This window comes from Paragemmobacter straminiformis (assembly GCF_014243445.1).
Lineage (GTDB): Bacteria > Pseudomonadota > Alphaproteobacteria > Rhodobacterales > Rhodobacteraceae > Paragemmobacter > Paragemmobacter straminiformis.
Window position 1 is genome coordinate 102,213 of the sequence record NZ_JACLQD010000004.1, and the last position, 18,996, is coordinate 121,208.

An 18,996-nucleotide genomic window follows, 5' to 3' on the forward strand; every position below is an offset into this window, starting at 1 on the left:
GGTGAAGGGGGGGGCGGGGGACCGCCTCTTTCACACCGGCCAAATATCCTCGGGGGGAGGCGCGCTGGAAGCGCGGCGCGGGGGGCAGACGGCCCCCCGTCTTGCGCAGGGCTGGGGCTGCGCGGCAATGGAAAAAGGGGCCGCCTTGCGGGCGACCCCTTCGCTTGATCCGGATCGAAAGGTCAGTTCGCGGCGGGCGCGGGGGCCAGCGAGGCGAGGAAGGCTGCCACGTTGGCACCGTCTTCGGCCTTTTTCAGTTTGAACATCATCTTCGACTTGGCTTTCTTGTCGCCGGTCTTTTCGTCGAGGAACTTGGTCGGGTCCTGCACGTAGACGGCAAGATCCTCTTCGGTCCAGACGTAGCCGGTCGCGCCGAGTTCCTTGATGCCGTCACCGTATTTGAATTCGGGATAGCTGGCGGCGGCGCGGCCGATCACGCCGTAGAGGTTCGGGCCGGTCTTGGCGTTCTTGCCGGCAAGCACGTTGCCGTCGGGATCGACGACCGAGTGGCAGGTCTGGCATTGGTTGAAGACTTTCTTGCCGGCTTCCACGTCGCCTGCGGCAAGCGCGGGGGCGGCGGAAAGGGCGGCAAGGGCAAGGGCGGTCAGGGTCAGTTTCAAGGTTGGTCCTCCCAACGGGTTATTGGCGATCATATACTGGTTCTGTCGGGCGCGTTGACAAGAGGTCGTGAAGCGAAGTTTTGACCCCTTTTCGCGCGGCAATCCAGTGCAATTCCGCGTGATCCCTAGGCGACCGCATGGCTGACGGCGCAGCGCTGCCACAAAGCGGTCAGCGCGGTCACCAGATGGTCGATATCGGCGTCCGAATGCAGGGGGCCGGGTGTGATGCGCAGGCGCTCGGTGCCCTTGGGGACGGTGGGGTAGTTGATGGGTTGGACGTAGATGCCCCAGTCGTCCATCAGGATGTCCGAGATCATGCGGCATTTCACCGGATCGCCGATCATCACGGGGATGATGTGGCTGTCGTTCGCCAGATGCGGGATGCCCGCGCGGTCGAGGCGGGCGCGGAGCTTCGCGACATTCGCCTGTTGCGCCTGACGTTCGGCTTCGGACCCTTTCAGGTGGCGGATCGATGCGGTGGCGGCGGCAGCCACGGCAGGGGGCAGGGCTGTGGTGAAGATGAAACCGCTCGCAAAGCTGCGGATGAAATCGCACAGCGGCGCGGAACCGGTGATGTAGCCGCCGACGCAGCCGAAGGCTTTGCCGAGCGTGCCTTCGATCAGGTTGATGCGATGGGCAAGGCCCCGCTGTTCCGAGACGCCGCCGCCGCGCGGGCCATACATGCCGACGGCATGGACCTCGTCGATATAGGACAGCGCGCCGTGGGCTTCGCAGACCTCGACGATCTCGCGGATCGGGGCGATGTCGCCGTCCATCGAATAGACGCTTTCAAACGCCACGATCTTGGGCCGGTCGCCCACGGCGTGCAGTTTGCGGTCGAGGTCGCGCCAGTCGTTGTGCTTCCACAGCACCTTGTCGGCGCGCGAGTGGCGGATGCCCTCGATCATCGAGGCGTGGTTGCCTTCGTCCGACAGGATCACGGCATTGGGGATCTTCGCGCCGAGCGTCGAAAGAGCCGCCCAGTTCGACACGTAGCCCGAGGTGAAGAGAAGGGCCGCTTCCTTGCCGTGCAGGTCGGCCAGTTCGCGTTCGAGGATCAGGTGGTGGTGGTTGGTGCCCGAGATGTTGCGCGTGCCGCCCGCGCCCGTGCCGCAGGTCTGCACGGCATCGACCATCGCCTGCACCACGCCCGCGTTCTGGCCCATGCCGAGATAGTCGTTCGAGCACCAGACCGTGACCTCGCGCACTTTGCCGTCCTTGTGGTTGGCCGCGCGGGGGAAGGTGCCGCAGCGGCGTTCCATCTCGGCAAAGACGCGATAGTTGCCTTCGGCCTTGAGGGCATCGAGCTGGCCGCTGAAAAGGGCGTCGAAATCCATGTCAGTGCTTTCTTTTGGTCAGGGCCGGGTCGGTGACTGGCGCGGGTGTTACAGAGGGGGGCGCGGGGATCATCCAGCGCCAGAGTTTCTGGTCGGGAAGGGGCAGGACCATGAACCAATGCTCGAGAAGGGCGAGCAGGGTCAGGGCGGAGAGAAGCGTGAAGCCGATGAGATGCCCGTCGGTCGGGGCCGAGACGGCGCGTTCCAGAAAACAGGCGACGGCGAAGGTGAGGGCCGAGACCGAAAGCGGGAAGCCCGCGTTCATCGGGGCGCGGCGGAAATGGCTGGGCAGGTGCGACAGCGTCTGCGGCAGGAATTCGGTATGGATGCGCGGCACGCCGAAGAAGAGGTTCAGCTTGGCCGAGATGCGGGCGAAGAACAGGATCACGAAGGTCCAGAGGCCGAAGATGTTCGCGTGGCCCTCGGTGATGATGGCAAGCGCGCCCATCGTGCCCATCAGCAGCAACTCGTGCCACAGGATGGTGCCGCAGGCGCGCAGGAAGCGGGCAAAGGTTCCGGCATGGGGCGGGCAGGCTGCGGTATTGGGGCCGGCCACGATGCCGGACAGGAAGGCCAGTTCGATCCATGCCCATATGGCAAGCGCCGAGAGGAAGCCGAGATAGGCCCCCTTGGCGCTGTCGTCGTCGAGGACGTTGCGGAACACCACCGCGCCGCCCACCAGCAGCGGCAAACCAAGGATGACCGACCACAGATGCGCGTCGCGCCCCTGATGGTCGGCCTGCTTGACGCGCCAGATGATGATGCCGGTTGAGAACCACCAGAGAAACAGCGCGGACAGGGCGGCAAGCCACGGATTGGTCATACGCGGCCCCCCCCGAAAGGGGAGCCGCGCCGGACGGTGGGACGCGCCCATCCCGCCGTCGCAATCACCGCTTGCGCGGCGATTTGCATCTTACCGGTCAATAGGTCGGCTCCATCCGGACCGAAGCCGGAGGGGTCGTCTTGATGACCGGAATGAGGTAGAGGCCGGCAAAGGCCAGAAGCGCGCGGGCCGAGGCCGCCTTATGCGCCACCCAGCCGCCGAGGCCGCCGGATTTCTTGGCTTTCTCCATATCGCGCATGGCCTGATCCATCGCCCGCAGGCCGGGGATCCAGCGCGGGTGGTCGATGTCGAGTTCGACCGGAAAGACCTGCCGCGCGATGGCGGATGTCTTGCGGTAGACCTCTTGGTCATACCAGTCGATGTCGACGCCGAGGTGGTGGTGGAAGTCCACCCGCGCGTGGTCGCGGACCCACATCGTCGAATAGACCGCCGTCAGGAAGAAGCGGATCCACAGCTTGTTGGCAAAGCTGGTGGTCAGCGCGGGGTCGGTGCGCATCAGCAGGGCAAAGGCCTCGCCGTGGCTGAACTCGTCGTTGCACCATTCGCGGAACCATTTGAAAATCGGGTGGAAGCGGTGCTCGGGGTGCGCCTCGAGGTGGCGGAAGATCGTGATGTAGCGCGCGTAGCCGATCTTTTCCGACAGATAGGTGGCGTAGTAGATGAACTTAGGCCGGAAGTAGGTGTATTTCTTGGCCTTGGTCAGAAAGCCGAGGTTCACGGCGACACCCGCTTCGCGCAGCGCGTCGTTGATGAAGCCTGCGTGGCGGGCCTCGTCGCGCGACATGTAGCTGAACAGCTCGCAGATGTCGGGGTTGGTGCCGCGGCGCTTCATTTCCTTGTAGAGCACGCAGCCCGAGAATTCGGCAGTGCAGGAGGACACCAGAAAGTCGATGAATTCCACGCGGAGCGCGGGGTCCATGCCTTTCCAGTCGACATCGTCCCAATCGGCGTTCTTCTTGAAATGGCCCTTGTTCGGGTCCGATTTCATCTGGGCGAGCAGCTTGTCCCATTCCTCGCGCACGGGGGTGACGTCGATCTTGTCCATCTCGTCGAAATCGGTGGTGTAGAAGCGCGGGTTCAGCAGCGTGGTTTCGGTGGCCATCGCGGTCGTGTCGAAGGCGCCCGACATTTCGGCGTGCAGCTCGTCATGCGTGGTGGCGTGGACGTTCATAGCGTCACCTCTTCCGAGAAGGAGAATTCGCACAGTTCCATGAAGTCGAGGTCGCCCGTGAGGCGGGTCCAGAGGCGTTCGATGGCGCTTGCGCGGGTGATGGTGGCGGTGCGGTCTTCGACGACGACCTCGCCATAGGGCGCCATGACGGGCGCGCCGTGGACAAGGACTTCGTCACCGGGATGGACGACCGCGCCGTTGTTGAAACGGACATGGGCGTGCAGGGCCTCGAACCGGTGGCTGATTTCGACGGTGCAGGGCACGTCTTCGCGGGTGCGTGTGAAAAGCGGCATGGTCATTCCCCCGACTGCTGCAAGAGCCGCTCGAAGGCGGCGCGGTTGTCAGAGCCAAAGGCGTAAAGCTCGGCGCTCCAGCCTGTGGCGGGGTCCTCGGCCACGAGACGGCCGTTGTCATAGCGGACGATGTCGATCGGGGGATTGCCCTGAACGTGGTGGACAAGGCGTTCACGCGCCATGCCGGACTGGATCACGGTGATGAACCCGCCGTGGGGAAGGTCGGCCAGAACGGTGCCGTCCGGCCGTTTGACGATGACCGCCTGGGCGGAAAGCCCTTCGAGCACGATCTGCGTCCTGGCGGTCACGGTGCCCGCGTCGGGCACGCCGACATGGCTGCGGCCCGTGGCGACCGAATAGCTGACCAGCGCGAGCGAGGAAAGCGCCAGCGCGGCCATGCCCAGAAGCAGGGTGCGCGGGATCATTTCCTTTTCGCGGTTCGGGGTCTCGGTGCTGTGCATGACCGTTCCCCCTATTCCGCAGCCACGGCGCCAAGGCCGGGTTGGGCGCGGCTGACCACGGGTTGCGACAGGCGCGTTTCGGCGGCATCGGCCAGAACACGGGCGACGATGGCCGCATCGGGCACGCAGCGCAGCGCGGGTTCGGTCTGCTTGAGGTGCCACGGACGGGCGTGGGGCCACATTTGCAGATAGGCAAGGCGGGTGTCGCCCTGGGTCTGCAGGGCGATGGTGCCCGTGCCGGTCCGCTTCACCTCGACCGAGGCCGAGGCGATCTGCTTGAAGGGAATGTTATAGGTCACCGACAGCGCACCGATCCGCATCAGGACGCGGGCGGTGGTGATGGTGTAGATGGTGGCGCGCGATTGCGCCCATGCAAGGAACAGGATCACCGCAAGGGCGGCGACGGCCAGCATCGCATAGGGCAGACCGCGGGCGACGGCCATGACGGCCCCGCCATCGGCGGCTCCGCTGGCGGTTTTCCAGACGACGATCACGGCCATGTAGCCCATGATCCAGTTCAGTTTCCACGCCTCGCGGGCGAGGGGCAGGACAGCGGGGCGGCCTTGCCAGAGGATCGATTCCCCTTTCGGCAAAGGCGCCGGGATGCCGGGTGCGGCATCGAAGGCGAAGTCATCATGGTCTGACATCTGCAGACCCTCCGTGTTGGGGTAAGACGGGGCGGCCCGGGCGCAGGCCGCCCCCCTTTTTCTCAGAAGCCGTTCTTGCGTTTGGCGGCGTCATACATCCAGCCACCGGCGACGTAGCCCGAGATCTTGTCTTCCTCGAGCTTGGTGACGGTGGTCAGGGATTTGGTCTGCGGGATTCCCGCGAAGCGGTCCGAGGCGATGGCACGGATGCGCACGCGGTCGGGCCAGATGCGCGCAAGCGTCATCGGCACGAGGCGCTTGCCGCCATCGTTCAGCTCGATTTCAAGGTAGCGCACCAGCTGTTCCGGCGCGTCCACCCACATGTCCGAGATGCGGCCCACGACTTCGAGGTCGGCGGCCTGCACCGGAAGGCCACGCGGGTCGCGGCCGGCCGAGACGACAAAGCCCTTGGCCTGCCCCATCGGGACGATCTTGGCATGGCCGTGACCGTCGAGTTCGGGCTCGTCCCGGCGCGGCGCCCACGAGGCGGGGCCGACGCCATCGGCCATCGCATCGCCCGTGGGGGCATGCGGGAAGCCTTCGGACACGGCGGTCCGGGCGAGTTTCAGGTCGGTGCGGCGATGCGCGGCCTCGTTCGCGGCCGAGGGAACGGTCACGTCACCCTTGCCGAAGGGAAGGCGGAAGGTTTTCGGCTTCGGCACCGGGAAGGGGCCCTGGTTCGGGGCGGCAAGGCCGTCCTCGGTTTCCAGCGGATAGCCTTCGCGCATGTTCTCGGTTTGCAGATAGTAGACGAGCAGGGCGAAGAAGGCCCAGAAGAGCCAGATGGCAAGGCTTGCCAAGTCGAAGTTGCCAAAGAAAGTCACACCAACCATTTTGCGGGTCCTCCGGGGTCAGGTGGGGAATTCGACGATGGCAAGACGCGCATCGCCGGAAGGCTTGGTTTCAGTCAGGGGCCGGACACGGACCAAGGGGCCGAGCACGGCGAGGGTCGCAAAGAGCAACCCGATTTCGAGGTGGTAGACGAAGGAATAGCCCAGCGAGGGGCTGTTCAGCCCCGCGCCCAGCCAGCCACTGGTGGCCAGATGCCCGACAATGTCGCGCAGAGAGCCGCCGAAGAAGATGGACAGCCCCTGCGCGGTGGCCTGTGCGGCCCCCCATGCGCCAAGGGCGATGCCCGCCCCCGCCAGACCGCCCACCGGCAGTTGCATGGCGACGGTCAGGGTCGAGATGGCAAAGAGGCCCGCGCCGAAGCCGATCATTCCGGCCCCTGCGAAGAAAAGGGCGGTGGAATGCAAGGCTCCGGCGAAGATCACCGCCGAGAAAGCCGCGATCCCTGCCAGCAAGCCGCGTGCGGCCATGCGATAGGGGTCGATCCCGCGCGCAAGCCAGCGCCCGGCCAGCAGAAAGCCGATCAGCGCGCCGCCCGCCGACATTGCGGTGAGCAGCGTGGTTTTCGAGACGGAAAGGCCGAGGATCTCGCCGCCATAGGGTTCCAGAAGCACGTCCTGCATGTTGAAGCCCAGGGTGCCGATCACCACGACGACGAGCAGACGCCCCGCCGTGCCGCCCGACATGAGGTCGGCCCATGCATCGGAAAAGCGCGGGCGCGGCGCGTCACGTTCCTCGCGGCTCATCGGGCGGAAGCGTTCCTGCTTCCACAGCGCGATGATGTTCAGGACCAGCGTGGCAAGGCCGCAGCCCTGCACCACCCGCACCAGCGTCAGCGGAGCGAAGTCGCGCAAGAGCCAGCCGACGATGATGGCCGAAACCCCCATGCCAAGCAGGTTCATCACGTAAAGCAGCGCCACCACACGGGGGCGGGTCTCGTCGCTGGCACGGTCCGAGGCGAGGGCGAGGCCCGCCGTCTGCGTCATGTGCATGCCAAGTCCGGTCATCAGGAAGGCCAGCGCCGCCAGCACCTCGCCCGCGAAGGGGACGTTGTAGGTGCGGTCGCCCGACAGGACGATCAGCGCGAAAGGCATGACGGCAAGGCCGCCCATCTGCCAAAGGCTGCCGAACCACAGGTAGGGAACGCGCTTCCAGCCAAGGGCGGAACGGTGCGTATCGGAACGGTGCCCGAGCAGGGCGCGGAAGGGGGCCACCAGCACGGGAATGGCGATCATCAGCGCCACGACCATGGCGGGGACGGAAAGCTCGACGATCATCACGCGGTTGAGCGTGCCCAGAAGCAGGACCGAGGCCATGCCGACCGAGACCTGGAACAGCGACATCCGCAAGAGTTGCGCAAGCGACAGGTCTTCCGAGGCGACATCGGCAAAGGGCAGCCACGAGGTGCCGAGCATTTGCAGATGTTTCTTTCCGAGGATCACGGCTGATACTCCAGACATTCCGAGATGTAGAAGCCACGGCTCACGCGCTCGATCCGGCGCAGCTTGCCCTTGGCATGTGCGGCGATGGTTTCGGCGGCGTGGGGAATCATGGTGGGCGAGCGGTCGGCGCGGGGGAAGGCCTTGCCCAGCGTGAAGAAGGCCATCAGGAAGGGCGTCTTGGGCGCGACGGTAAAGACGATGCCGCCACGGGTGCGCTTGCCAAGGCGTTGCAGCACGGCGCCGATGTCGGCGGCCGAGTAGTAGATCAGGCTGTCCATCGCCATGACGAAGTCGAAGCTGCCGTGGGCGGCATCGGTCATGTCTCCGGCGGCAAAGGTGACGCGGGGGGCAAGGGTCTGGGGCAGGCGCGCCCTTGCGATGCCGATCAGCTGCGGCGAGATGTCGACGGCCACCACCTCGGCCCCGCGGCGGGCGAGTTCCTCGGTCATGGCACCGGTGCCGCAGCCCGCATCCAGCACGCGGCAGCCGCCAAGATCGGCGGGCAGGCGCGACAGCATGGTCGCACGCATCCGGTCGCGGCCTTCGCGCACGGTCTGGCGGATGCGGCTGACAGGCGCGTCCGAGGTCAGGCGATCCCAGACCTTGGTCGCGCTGCGGTCGAAATAGTGTTCGACCCTTTCGCGGGTGGCGGTGTAGTCGGACATCAATCAAACCCCAGCAGTTCGAATATCTCGCGGTCGGGCAGCGGTTCGGGGGTCGAGCCTGCGCCGTTCACCGACCGCCAGAGCGTTTCGGCAAGGCGCATGTATTCGGCGCGGGCCAGAACGATGTCTTCGCTGTCGTCCATCTCGAAGAGGGTCTTCTTCTTCAGGCGCGAGCGGCGGATGGCGTCGATGTCGGGCATATGGGCCAACCGGTTGAAGCCGACACGGGCGCAATAGCGGTCGACCTCGTCCGTCTCGCGCGAGCGGTTGGCAACGCAGCCGGCAAGGCGGACCTTGTAGTTGCCCGACTTGGCCTGCACCGCGGCGATGATGCGGTTCATGGCGTAGATCGAGTCGAAGTCGTTGGCGGTGACGATCACCGCGCGGTCGGCGTGTTGCAGGGGGGCGGCAAAACCGCCGCAGACCACGTCACCCAGCACGTCGAAGATCACGACGTCGGTGTCTTCGAGCAGATGGTGCTGCTTGAGCAGTTTCACCGTCTGCCCCACCACATAGCCGCCGCAGCCTGTGCCTGCGGGCGGGCCGCCCGCCTCGACGCATTTCACGCCGTTGAAGCCGGTGGCCACGTAATCCTCGGGGCGCAGTTCCTCGGCGTGGAAATCGACCTCTTTCAGGATGTCGATGACCGTGGGTTGCAGCCGGCCCGTCAGGGTGAAGGTGCTGTCATGCTTGGGATCGCAGCCGATCTGCAGGACGCGCTTGCCCATCATGGAAAAGGCGGCGGACAGGTTCGACGAGGTGGTCGATTTGCCGATCCCGCCCTTGCCATAGACGGAAAAGACCTTGGCCCCCTCGATCCTCGCATCGGCATCCTGATGCACCTGCACCGAGCCTTCGCCATCCAATCCGCGCAGATCGGGAATTTCGTCTCTCGGGCTCATATGGCCTCCTTCAGGGCGGGCGCGCCCATCATGTTCTGTCCAAAAATATCCCGCGCCGTGCGGGCGGCTGGCCGCCCGTGCTTCGGGTCCGGAAGGGCGCGCGCTTGGGTCATTCTGCCGCGATCCCCTCCAGCCGGTCCTCAAGCTCGTCCGCCGCATGTTGCAGCGCGGCAAGCGTGTCGGCATCGGGTTGCCAGTAGTTGCGATCCGATGCTTCCAGCAGGCGCTGCGCCATGCGGGATGATGCTTCGGGGTTGAGCGAGGCCAGACGGCGGCGCATCGCCTCGTCCAGAACAAAGGTTTCCGAAAGGCGCTGGTAGACCCAAGGATCGACCTGCGCGGTCGTGGCCGACCAGCCCAAGGTATTGGTCACATGCGCTTCGATCTGGCGCACGCCTTCGGCACCGTGGCGCAAAAGCCCCTCGAAATACTTGGGGTTCAGGCTGCGCGACCGGGTTTCGAGCGCGATCTGCTCTTTCAGCGTGCGCACCGTGCCGCCGCCGCGCGTCTGGTCGCCGATATAGACGGGCGTTTCCTCGCCCCCGCGCGCCCGTTTCACGGCGCGGGCGATGCCGCCCAGCGTGTCGAAATACTGGTCGACCGTGGTGACGCCAAGTTCGACGGATTCAAGGTTCTGATAGGCGAGGTCGACATCCTTCAGCACCTGCTGGAGAAGTCCGGCATGCTTCACCGGCTTGCCGGTCATGCCATAGGCAAAGGATTTGCGGGATTCGTAGGCGTCGGCCAGTTCATCCTCGGCCCCGAAGGCCGACGACCCGACAAGCACGTTGACGTTCGATCCGTAAGCGCCCTCGGCGTTGGAAAAGACGCGCAGGCTGGCGGTTTCCATGTCGATGCCCAAATCCTCGGCCTGCCGCAGCGCATGGGCGCGGATGAAGTTCTGCGACAGGGGTTCGTCGGCGGTCGCGGCCTTGTAGGCGGCCTCGGCCAGCATCCGCGTCTGCAGGGGCAGAAGGTCGCGGAAGATGCCCGACAGCGTCATCACAACGTCGATCCGCGGGCGGCCGAGTTCCGAAAGCGGGACAAGATCGGCGCCGCAAAGCCGGCCGTAATGGTCAAAGCGCGGGCGGGCCCCCATCAGGGCCAGCGCCTGCGCCAAAGGCGATCCGTCGGATTTGATGTTGTCCGACCCCCAAAGCACCAGCGCCACCGAGCGCGGCAGCCGCGGATGGGCGGCGAGCAGCCGTTCGGCCTGCGCGGCACCATCGCGCAGGGCATAGGCTGTGGGCATGCGGAAGGGGTCGAACGCATGGATGTTGCGCCCCGTGGGAAGGATATCGCGGCTGCGCAGCAGATCGCCGCCCGGAACCGGAGCGGTGAAATGGCCGGCCAGCGCGCGCATCAGGGCGGGCATTTCGGTATCTTGCGCAAGCTGGGCGTCAAGCGTTTCGGCCTCGGTGCCGGTCAGGCCGATGATCTCGATGGTATTGGCCCGCATGGCGGCGGTCATGGGGCGGCCCAGAACGTGGAAGCCGTCGGGGATCAGCGCCGATTCGGTTTCCAGCACCTTGACCCAAAGGCTGTCGGGATCGGTGGCATCAAGATCGACAAGCGCCGCCTGTTCGCGCAGCAGGGCCAGAAGATCGCCGCGCCCGGGGGCATCGGCCTCGGCCTGCCGCCAGCGGGACAGGCTGTCTTTCAGGTCGAGCAGCCCCTTGTAAAGGCCCGACTGCGCCAAGGGCGGCGTCATATGCGTGATGGTCACGGCGTTCGAGCGGCGCTTGGCAAGCGTGGCTTCGGACGGATTGTTCGAGGCATAGAGGTAGATGTTGGGCAGGTTGCCGATCAGGCGGTCGGGCCAGCAGCCTTCACCCACGCCGGCCTGCTTGCCGGGCATGAATTCAAGCGCACCGTGCATGCCGAAGTGCAGCAGGGCGTCGGCGCCGAAATCTTCGCGCAGCCAGCGGTAGAAGGTGGTGAAGGCATGGGTCGGCGCAAAGCCCTTCTCGAAGAGCAGCCGCATCGGGTCGCCCTCGTAGCCGAACACCGGTTGCAGGCCGACAAAGACATTGCCGAACTGGCGACCCAGCACCATCACGCCGCGCCCGTCCGACTGGATGCGCCCCGGCGCGGGGCCCCAGGCGGCCTCGACGTCGCGCAGCCACGGGCTGCGGGCGACCATTTCGGCGGCGGGGACGATGCAATGCACGTTTGCCGGTTGGCCGTAGACCTTGGCGCTGCCGCCGAGAACCGCCTCGCGCAGGGCCTCGACCGATGCGGGGGGCGTCAGGTCGTAGCCTTCGGCCTTCATCGCGTGCAGCGTGTTGAAGAGGGATTCGAACACCGACAGATAGGCAGCGGTGCCGGCAGCGCCCGCATTGGGCGGAAAGCCGTAAAGCACCACGGCGACCTTGCGCTTGGCCACATCCGACCGGCGCAGGCGGGCCAGACGGGCGACCTTGTCGGCAAGCGACAGGATGCGCTCGGGGCAGGGGGCCATCGCGCGGTGGGTCACGGCCTCGGCGCTGTCGGCCCGGCACTTCCGCCCGCAGCCTTCGCAACCGCCCGCGTCATGGCGTCCGGCGTAGACGGTGGGGTTCGTCGCGCCGTCGATCTCGGGCAGGGCGATCAGCATGGTGGTTTCCACCGGACCAAGCCCGCCCCCCGATGCACCCCATTGGCCCAGCGTCTGGAACTCGAGAGGGTGGGCCGCGACATAGGGCACGTCGAGCGCCATGAGCGCCGCGACAGCCGCGGGGCTGTCGTTATAGGCGGGGCCACCCACAAGGCTGAACCCCGTGAGCGAGACCAGCGCATCGACGCGGCCCGCGAAATAGGCGTCCATCGCGGGGCGACCGTCGAGACCGCCGGCAAAGGCGGGCAGGACGGCGATGCCCTTGGCCTCGAAGGCGCGGATGACAGCGTCATAATGCGCCGTGTCCGACGCAAGGATGTAAGAGCGCAGCATCAGCAGACCGACCGTCGCCGTGGCCCCTGCAGGGCGCGGCACGGCGGAAGCATCGGTGGTGATGCGGGCGGGCAGGTCGGGGTGGTAAAGGCCGACATCGGGGTAATCGACCGGCGGTTTCGATGCGACGGCGCGCCATTCGCGGTTGCCGCAATAGCGGCTGACAAGGAAACGGACCATTTCCTCGATATTGTCGTCGGACCCGCCAAGCCAGTATTGCATCGACAGGAACCAGGCCCGCAGGTCCTGCGCCTTGCCCGGCAGGAAGCGCAGGATTTTCGGCAGGCGGCGCAGCATCTTCATCTGCTTCTCGCCCGACTTGCCCGAAGGCGCGTTCGAGCCGCGCAATTTCTTCAGGAACTGCATCGCGGCCGAGGCCGGCTTGCCCATGTCGAGGTCGCCCATCCGCGTCAGCTTGACGATGGCCGGATCGGCGATCAGGCCGACGAAGGCGTCGGCGCGGCTGCTTGCGGCCTGCAACTGCGGAAGGATGGCGCGGATATGCTCTTCGATGAACAGCAGGTTCGCCACCACGAAATCGGCGCTGTCCACGGCGGCGCGGGCGGCGGCAAGGGCGGCGGGGTTTTCGGCCCATTCGGCGGCGGCATGAACCGACACCTCGATGCCGGGAAAGTCGCGGGCAAGGCGGGGGGCCACGCGGGCGGCGGGGCCTGCGGCATGGGCGTCGAGCGTGACGATGACAAAGCGGTAGACACCCGCGCCCTTTTCGGGCGTGGCGGGCATCACGGCGCTATGGCGGTCATCGCGCATAATGGGCCTTTGCCTCGTAGAGGGTGTCGACGCTGATCTCGGTCACGCCGCGGTCGGCGGCATATTTCTCGGTGTTGCGCTTGGCCTTGCCGCGCACGAAGAAGGGGATCTTCTTCAATTCCCGCTCGGCGGCATCGGCCCAGACCGGCGCGCCCAGAACGGCAACCGCGACGGCTGCCGCTTCATCCTTGTCCAAATACTCTGCGGGGGTGCGGTGGTGCAAAACCCCCGCTTCCACGGGTTCCGCCCGCGCCACGGCCTTGGCGCCGTGATGGCTGGCCCCTGCCGCATCGTGGAATTCGAAATCCTCGCGGAACATGGTCAAGAGATGCTCTTCCAGCCCCATGACCAGCGGGTGGATCCAGGTGTCGAAGATCACGTTCGCGCCTTCGAACCCCATCTGGGGCGAGTAGCGGGCGGGGAAGTCCTGCACATGCACGGGCGAGGAGATGACGGCGCAGGGAATGCCGAGGCGCTTGCCGATGTGGCGCTCCATCTGCGTGCCGAGGATCAGCTCGGGTTGCAGGCGCTCGATTTCGGCTTCGACTTCCAGATAATCGTCGGTGATCAGGGCTTCGACGCCGTGGGCTTTCGCGGCGGCGCGCATCGGCCGCGCGAATTCGCGGTTGAAGCAGCCCATGCCGACGACGGTGAAACCGATCTCGGTCGCGGCGATGCGGGCGGCGGCGATGGCGTGGGTGGCGTCGCCGAAGATAAAGACGCGCTTGCCGGTAAGGTAGGTGCTGTCGACCGAGGCCGACCACCACGGCAGGCGCAGGGCGCTTTCGTCGACCGCTGCCGAAAGGCCGGTGATCGCGGCGACCTCGTGCAGGAAATCGCGGGTTGCGCCCACGCCGATGGGGACGATCTTGGTCCAGGGTTGGCCGCAGGTCCGTTCAAGCTGGCGCGCGGCCCCTTCGCCGGTTTCGGGGTAGAGCAGCACGTTGAAATGCGCCTGTCCCATGCGGGCGATGTCCGAGGGGCGCGCATTCAGCGGGGCGGCCACGTTGACGGAAATGCCCATCAGCGCCAGAAGCCGCGTCACCTCGGCCACGTCATCGCGGTGGCGGAAGCCGAGGGCCGTGGCGCCAAGGATGTTGCAGCTGATCGCTTCGGTGCGGGGCATCGGCTTGGCAAGGTGCCGCACGATCTGGTGGAAGGTTTCGTCCGCGCCGAAGTTTTCCTTGCGCTGGTAGGACGGCAGGTCCAGCGGAATGACGGGAATCGGCAGGCCCAGCGCCTCGGTCAGGCCGCCCGGATCGTCCTGGATCAGTTCGGCGGTGCAGGACGCGCCCACGATCATGGCTTCGGGTTGGAAGCGGGCATAGGCGTCGCGCGCGGCGTCCTTGAACAGGTTGGCGGTGTCGCCCCCCAGATCGCGGGCCTGAAAGGTGGTGTAGGTGACCGGCGGGCGATGGTTGCGCCGCTCGATCATGGTGAACAGAAGGTCGGCATAGGTGTCGCCCTGCGGCGCGTGCAAAACGTAATGCAGGCCCTTCATTCCGGTCGCCACGCGCATGGCCCCCACATGGGGCGGGCCTTCATAGGTCCAGAGCGTCAGTTTCATGCCTGTGCCCCCGCTTGCAGCAGCGCCTTGCGGCGCAGGGGGCGCGAGAAGAGGCCGGCGAGATCGCCCGCCTGTTCGTAGAAATGCACGGGCGTGAATACGAGTTCGATGGCCCATTTGGTGGTGAAGCCCTGCGCTTCCAGCGGGTTGGCAAGGCCAAGTCCGCAGATCGTCAGGTCGGGCCGCGCGGCGCGCTGGCGGTCGAGTTGCTTTTCCACGTCCTGCCCTTCGGAAATCGTCGGGCCCGAGGGCAGAAGGTCAAGGTCGGGTCCATGCAGCGCGTCGTGCAGGTAGGGGGTGCCGACCTCGATCGGGGTCATGCCGCATTCGCGGGCCAGAAAGCGGGCGAGCGGGATTTCGAGCTGGCTGTCGGGAAAGAAGAAAACCGACTTGCCCTGCAGTTCGACCGATTGCGCGGCGATGGCTTTCAGCGCACGGGCGCGGGGGGCGGCGGTCACGCGGTCGAAGACATCGTCGCTGATGCCGAATTCGGTGGCGATGGCGCGCAGCCATGCGGTGGTGCCCTGTTCGCCAAAGGGGAAGGGCGCTGCAAGGTGGCGCGCGCCGCGGCGGGTCAGCGCGGCATGGGTGTCGCCAAGGAAGGGCTGGACCAGCGCAAAGACGGTGTTCGCCCCCACGGCGGGCAGGTCGGCCGAGCGGCGGGCGGGCAGCATGCGGACCGGGCCGATGCCGAGCGCCGCGAGCAGCGCGAGGCACTGGTCCTCGACCACATCGGGCAAGGCGCCGACGACAAGAAGTTCGCGCGCCGTGGTGCCCGCAAGGGTCGGCACCATCGCGGCAAGGCAGGCGTCCTCGCCTTGCGTGAAAGTGGTTTCGATGCCGGAACCGGAATAGTTGTAAACCCGGACATGCGGCGCGTGCAGACCCGACAACCGTTCGGCCGCGCGGGCGAGATCGAGCTTGATGACTTCCGAAGGGCAGGAGCCGACAAGGAAAAGCTGCTTGATGTCAGGCCGGCGTGACAGAAGCCGCGCCACTTCGCGGTCGAGTTCCGCATTGGCGTCGGCAAGACCGGCAAGGTCCTTCTCTTCGAGAATCGCGGTGCCGAAGCGGGGTTCGGCGAAGATCATCACGCCCGCCGCCGCTTGCAGAAGGTGGGCGCAGGTGCGGCTGCCGACCACAAGGAAGAAGGCATCCTGCATCTTGCGGTGCAGCCAGATGATGCCGGTAAGGCCGCAAAAGACCTCGCGCTGGCCGCGCTCTTTCAGCACGGGCGCGGTGCGGCAGCCGCTGGCACCAGAGAGTGTTGCGGGAAGGTCGAGGCTCATGCCGACACCCCCTGCGGGGCCGCGCCGTCAAGCCGTGCGAGGCGGAGTTTCCACAGGAACTGGCCGGCGTTCACGGCATAGGTGGCATAGGCCAGAAGGGCCAGAACCATCTGTTCCGTGGCGGTCAGGAAACCGGTGAAAAGTGCAATGATGTAAAGGGTATGCAGGCCGATGACGGCAAAGCTGAACACGTCTTCCCAGAAGAAGGCGGGGGCGAAGAGATACTGGCCGAAGACCACCTTTTCCCAGATCGCGCCGGTCACCATGATGACATAGAGAAAGCCGGTCTTGACGAGGATCGAGACGGTCGCGGCCATGTAGCCGTCACCCGTCAGCAGGAAGCGCAGGACCAGCACCACCGAGACCGCGAAGGCAAGGAACTGGGCGGGGGCGAGAAGGCCCTGCACGAGGGTCCAGCGAGTCGCGTCACGGCGGGCGCGCTGCTCTTCGGTGTATAGCCGCTTGCGCGGGGCAGGATGGGCATTCGGATGCATCTCGCGACGCCTCATTTCTCGGCTACTTGTGTCCAAAGGTAGCGACGGGGGGCGGAGTGTCAACTAAAACTTACAAGTTACAGCCTGACACTGCGTGAATTCTTGCGGCGGATCGTGCCCCTGAAAGGACAGGGATTTCCGCCTAAAATTCCCAGAAAATCAGTGATTTGTTGCGATGTGCCGCTTTTGTGTCGGTAAGGAGTGTCTATTTCTTTTGACATTCCTCTCCGGCGGGCAGACATTGCTGTCCAAAGGATCTACAGACAGGCGTGCGCGGGCTTCGACCGCGTGGTATCCGAAGTGATCCGGGGGCCGATCATGCAGCAGACGATGCATAGCGGAACGGCGCACCGGGTGAGAGGCTCGATGGGTAACGTTTCGAAAACGGACGGTGGTGCCGATGTGTCGCAGTTTGCGGCAGAGGTTGTGGCGCGTCTGGTGAAACGTGAAGGCGATACCGTGCCGGAGATGCGAGAGAGTCTGGTCCAAAGCCTGATGCGGGCCGTTTGTTCGGTCGATCCGCAGGTGCTCGAGACGCTGCGCCCCGAATTGCGGCGTGCGCGTGTGTCTCCGGCGGTTCTGGCCGATCACTACATTCCGGAAGTGGCGCGACGGCTGGGGCGCGAATGGTCGGCCGATTGCGTCAGCTTCGCGCAGGTGACGATGGGCACGGCGCGTTTGCAATCGATCCTGCGCGAGATCGGGCAGGGCTGGTTTGCGGATGCGGGGGGCCAGTCGGACGGGCCGACCCTGCTGCTGGTGCTGCCGCAGGGCGAGCATCACACGCTGGGGGCCATGGTTCTGGCCGGACGACTGCGCCGCAACGGGGTTTCCGTCGCGCTGCGCATCGGCGAGACCGCGCAGGAAGTCGCCGCATTCATACAGGGGCGGCATTTCGATGGTGCTTTGATTTCGGTCGCCTCGTACGACAGGCTTGAAACTTGTCGTAAACTGGTGAAAACCCTGAAAGATGCGACAAAAGGGGCGCTCCGTATCGCTCTTGGCGGTGCGGTTCTGGACGAGGGTGGCGAGACGGTGATTTGTGCGGGTGTCGATGTCGTCACCAATGATATCGAAACGGCGTTGGCCGTCTTGGGCCTGCTTGCCCCGGCCGGTGGAGAAAGCGAAACGGTCTGATCGGAACTGGGCCTTCGCCTCTTGGGGGCTGGGCGGAATTTAGCAGGAACGCAGTGACAACCGACGGCAGACATCTTTTGAACGGTGGCAAGTTGCCACTCATCGCGCCCGATTTGCTGGGCGAGATTCTGGCGACTGCGTCCGACATCGCGCTGATGGTTTCGCCGTCGCGCCGCATCATCTCTGTCATGGTCAATCCGCATCACCGCAGTTTCGGGCAGCTTGCCGATTGGGAAGGCAGCCATCTGCGCGACGTCCTGTCAGAAGAGAGCAACCGCAAGTTCGAGGCGCGTCTGGCCGACCCCCATGCCAAGCGCATGCCGGGGATGGCGCTGGAACTGAACCACGCCGACCAGTCGCACTGGGAGTTTCCGGTGCGCTATTCGATCCACCGCATCGGCAACGACGATTCGCTTTTGATGATGGGGCGCGATCTGCGGCCCGTGGCCGAGGTGCAGCAGCAGCTTGTGCAGGCCCAGCTTGCGCTGGAGCGCGATTACGAAAGCCAGCGCGAGATGGACACGCGCTACCGCGTGCTTATGGAAGTGTCGCGCGATCCTGTGGTGATGGTGTCGATGGGAACGGGGCGGATCACCGACCTGAACCAGGCGGCAGCCTTGCTGTTGGGCGGGCAAAGGGCCGATCTGGTCGGCTCGGCCATCGCGCAAGAGTTCGAGGGGCGCCGCCGTGGCGAGTTCCTCGAGACCATGTCGAACATCGCCGGAACCGAACGCAACGCGCCCATCGAGCTGACCGCGCGCCGGTCGCAAAAGCGCATCTTCGTGACACCCACGGTGTTCCGCGCGGCGGGCGAGCGGATCTTGCTGTGCCAGCTCGACACCGCGCAGGCCGGGGCTGCGGCGACGGACGAATTGGCCGGAAACCTTGCGCGTCTCTATCACGAGGGCGTCGACGGGATCGTATTCTGCGATGCCGAAGGCAATATCCGCGCCGCGAACGAAGCCTTCCTGAACCTGACCGACACGGCCAACATGGCCGCGATCAAGGGCCGGTCGATGACCGATTTCCTTGCCCGTGGCGCGGTCGATCTGCGGGTTCTTCTGGACAACGTCAAACGCACCGGCCAGTTGCGGCTTTACGCGACGCGGCTGACCACCGATTTCATGGGGCAGATCGCGGTCGAGATTTCCGCGACATGGCTCAACGACCGCCCGAACCCCGTGCTGGTTCTGGTCGTGCGCGACGCGAGCCGTGCCGAATCCCTGCGGCGTCCGGCCTTTGGCCAGCCCGATGACGGCGTGCGCAATGTCATGGAGCTTGTGGGATCGTCCACGCTGAAGGACATCGTCGCCGAGACCACCGATGTGATCGAGAAGATGTGCATCGAAACCGCGCTGGAGCTGACGCGCAACAACCGTGTCGCGGCGGCCGAGATGCTGTCGCTGTCGCGGCAGTCGCTGTACGTCAAGCTGCGCAAATACGGGCTTATCAACAAGGATGGCGAATAGCGGCCCGTCCGCCCTTTGCGCGCATACTTGTAGAAAACCGCCTGACACTTTCTGACTCTGCCGCAAAGATTGGCCACTTTTGGCGATAAATGCCTGTGCGGTTTGATGT

The 18,996-nt window shown here is 65.6% G+C and carries 17 protein-coding genes; 2 read left to right on the forward strand and 15 right to left on the reverse strand.

Annotation, left to right across the window (positions count from 1 at the left end; all coding sequences use genetic code 11):
• Positions 1 to 182: 182 nt before the first annotated feature.
• The 15 genes from H7F16_RS13885 to bchF form a co-directional block, all read right to left on the reverse strand.
• The gene (locus tag H7F16_RS13885) at positions 183 to 620 is read right to left on the reverse strand and encodes a c-type cytochrome (RefSeq protein ID WP_185798227.1); all 438 of its coding nucleotides are present in this window, start codon (positions 618 to 620) and stop codon (positions 183 to 185) included.
• 125 nt (positions 621 to 745) lie between these two features.
• Positions 746 to 1,957, reverse strand: a complete 1,212-nt coding sequence (hemA, locus tag H7F16_RS13890) for a 5-aminolevulinate synthase (protein WP_185798228.1) — start codon at positions 1,955 to 1,957, stop codon at positions 746 to 748.
• Position 1,958: 1 nt separating this feature from the next.
• A complete protein-coding gene (puhE, locus tag H7F16_RS13895; protein ID WP_185798229.1) occupies positions 1,959 to 2,780 on the reverse strand; it encodes a putative photosynthetic complex assembly protein PuhE in 822 nt (273 codons plus the stop codon).
• A 97-nt stretch (positions 2,781 to 2,877) separates the two neighbouring features.
• Positions 2,878 to 3,972, reverse strand: coding sequence for a magnesium-protoporphyrin IX monomethyl ester (oxidative) cyclase (gene acsF / locus H7F16_RS13900; RefSeq protein WP_185798230.1), 1,095 nt, complete (start codon positions 3,970 to 3,972; stop codon positions 2,878 to 2,880).
• Entirely contained in the window at positions 3,969 to 4,265 is a 297-nt protein-coding gene (locus tag H7F16_RS13905; protein ID WP_185798231.1) for a hypothetical protein, read from the reverse strand. The genes acsF and H7F16_RS13905 overlap by 4 nt, the downstream gene beginning before the upstream one ends.
• A 2-nt stretch (positions 4,266 to 4,267) precedes the next feature.
• Positions 4,268 to 4,726 carry a photosynthetic complex assembly protein PuhC gene (gene puhC, locus H7F16_RS13910; RefSeq protein ID WP_185798232.1) on the reverse strand — a complete coding sequence of 153 codons (459 nt, stop codon included), beginning with the start codon at positions 4,724 to 4,726 and terminating at the stop codon, positions 4,268 to 4,270.
• 11 nt (positions 4,727 to 4,737) lie between these two features.
• Positions 4,738 to 5,373, reverse strand: coding sequence for a photosynthetic complex putative assembly protein PuhB (puhB, locus tag H7F16_RS13915; protein WP_185798233.1), 636 nt, complete (start codon positions 5,371 to 5,373; stop codon positions 4,738 to 4,740).
• A gap of 62 nt (positions 5,374 to 5,435) precedes the next feature.
• Positions 5,436 to 6,206: a photosynthetic reaction center subunit H gene (gene puhA / locus H7F16_RS13920; RefSeq protein WP_185798234.1), complete on the reverse strand. Its 771-nt coding sequence runs from the start codon at positions 6,204 to 6,206 to the stop codon at positions 5,436 to 5,438.
• A gap of 18 nt (positions 6,207 to 6,224) precedes the next feature.
• Positions 6,225 to 7,664: a PucC family protein gene (locus H7F16_RS13925; protein WP_338402011.1), complete on the reverse strand. Its 1,440-nt coding sequence runs from the start codon at positions 7,662 to 7,664 to the stop codon at positions 6,225 to 6,227.
• Entirely contained in the window at positions 7,661 to 8,329 is a 669-nt protein-coding gene (gene bchM / locus H7F16_RS13930) for a magnesium protoporphyrin IX methyltransferase (RefSeq protein WP_185798236.1), read from the reverse strand. Before bchM ends, H7F16_RS13925 begins: the two co-directional genes overlap by 4 nt.
• On the reverse strand, positions 8,329 to 9,231 hold the full coding sequence (bchL, locus tag H7F16_RS13935) for a ferredoxin:protochlorophyllide reductase (ATP-dependent) iron-sulfur ATP-binding protein (protein WP_185798237.1): 903 nt from the start codon (positions 9,229 to 9,231) through the stop codon (positions 8,329 to 8,331). The genes bchM and bchL overlap by 1 nt, the downstream gene beginning before the upstream one ends.
• A 109-nt stretch (positions 9,232 to 9,340) precedes the next feature.
• Positions 9,341 to 12,931 (reverse strand): magnesium chelatase subunit H, encoded by a 3,591-nt coding sequence (locus H7F16_RS13940; RefSeq protein WP_185798238.1) that lies wholly within the window; start codon positions 12,929 to 12,931, stop codon positions 9,341 to 9,343.
• Entirely contained in the window at positions 12,921 to 14,498 is a 1,578-nt protein-coding gene (gene bchB / locus H7F16_RS13945; RefSeq protein ID WP_185798239.1) for a ferredoxin:protochlorophyllide reductase (ATP-dependent) subunit B, read from the reverse strand. The genes H7F16_RS13940 and bchB overlap by 11 nt, the downstream gene beginning before the upstream one ends.
• Positions 14,495 to 15,787: a ferredoxin:protochlorophyllide reductase (ATP-dependent) subunit N gene (locus H7F16_RS13950; protein WP_185798240.1), complete on the reverse strand. Its 1,293-nt coding sequence runs from the start codon at positions 15,785 to 15,787 to the stop codon at positions 14,495 to 14,497. Before H7F16_RS13950 ends, bchB begins: the two co-directional genes overlap by 4 nt.
• Positions 15,784 to 16,296 carry a 2-vinyl bacteriochlorophyllide hydratase gene (gene bchF, locus H7F16_RS13955; protein WP_241741456.1) on the reverse strand — a complete coding sequence of 171 codons (513 nt, stop codon included), beginning with the start codon at positions 16,294 to 16,296 and terminating at the stop codon, positions 15,784 to 15,786. Before bchF ends, H7F16_RS13950 begins: the two co-directional genes overlap by 4 nt.
• Positions 16,297 to 16,647: 351 nt before the next feature.
• On the opposite strand from bchF, the gene H7F16_RS13960 reads away from it, so the two are divergent.
• Together H7F16_RS13960 and ppsR are read left to right on the forward strand one after the other, a co-directional pair.
• Entirely contained in the window at positions 16,648 to 17,418 is a 771-nt protein-coding gene (locus tag H7F16_RS13960) for a cobalamin B12-binding domain-containing protein (protein WP_185798241.1), read from the forward strand.
• Positions 17,419 to 17,510: 92 nt separating this feature from the next.
• Complete coding sequence (gene ppsR, locus H7F16_RS13965) at positions 17,511 to 18,887, forward strand: transcriptional regulator PpsR (RefSeq protein ID WP_241741457.1); 1,377 nt, start codon at positions 17,511 to 17,513, stop codon at positions 18,885 to 18,887.
• Positions 18,888 to 18,996 lie beyond the last annotated feature (109 nt).

What these genes read in the sequence shown, in the direction of transcription:
- hemA (WP_185798228.1), bottom strand. Translation starts at nt 1,957, where the DNA reads ATGGATTTCGACGCCCTTTTCAGCGGCCAGCTCGATGCCCTCAAGGCC.
- puhE (WP_185798229.1), bottom strand. Translation starts at nt 2,780, where the DNA reads ATGACCAATCCGTGGCTTGCCGCCCTGTCCGCGCTGTTTCTCTGGTGG.
- acsF (WP_185798230.1), bottom strand. Translation starts at nt 3,972, where the DNA reads ATGAACGTCCACGCCACCACGCATGACGAGCTGCACGCCGAAATGTCG.
- H7F16_RS13905 (WP_185798231.1), bottom strand. Translation starts at nt 4,265, where the DNA reads ATGCCGCTTTTCACACGCACCCGCGAAGACGTGCCCTGCACCGTCGAA.
- puhC (WP_185798232.1), bottom strand. Translation starts at nt 4,726, where the DNA reads ATGCACAGCACCGAGACCCCGAACCGCGAAAAGGAAATGATCCCGCGC.
- puhB (WP_185798233.1), bottom strand. Translation starts at nt 5,373, where the DNA reads ATGTCAGACCATGATGACTTCGCCTTCGATGCCGCACCCGGCATCCCG.
- puhA (WP_185798234.1), bottom strand. Translation starts at nt 6,206, where the DNA reads ATGGTTGGTGTGACTTTCTTTGGCAACTTCGACTTGGCAAGCCTTGCC.
- bchM (WP_185798236.1), bottom strand. Translation starts at nt 8,329, where the DNA reads ATGTCCGACTACACCGCCACCCGCGAAAGGGTCGAACACTATTTCGAC.
- bchL (WP_185798237.1), bottom strand. Translation starts at nt 9,231, where the DNA reads ATGAGCCCGAGAGACGAAATTCCCGATCTGCGCGGATTGGATGGCGAA.
- H7F16_RS13940 (WP_185798238.1), bottom strand. Translation starts at nt 12,931, where the DNA reads ATGCGCGATGACCGCCATAGCGCCGTGATGCCCGCCACGCCCGAAAAG.
- bchB (WP_185798239.1), bottom strand. Translation starts at nt 14,498, where the DNA reads ATGAAACTGACGCTCTGGACCTATGAAGGCCCGCCCCATGTGGGGGCC.
- H7F16_RS13950 (WP_185798240.1), bottom strand. Translation starts at nt 15,787, where the DNA reads ATGAGCCTCGACCTTCCCGCAACACTCTCTGGTGCCAGCGGCTGCCGC.
- bchF (WP_241741456.1), bottom strand. Translation starts at nt 16,296, where the DNA reads ATGAGGCGTCGCGAGATGCATCCGAATGCCCATCCTGCCCCGCGCAAG.
- H7F16_RS13960 (WP_185798241.1), top strand. Translation starts at nt 16,648, where the DNA reads ATGGGTAACGTTTCGAAAACGGACGGTGGTGCCGATGTGTCGCAGTTT.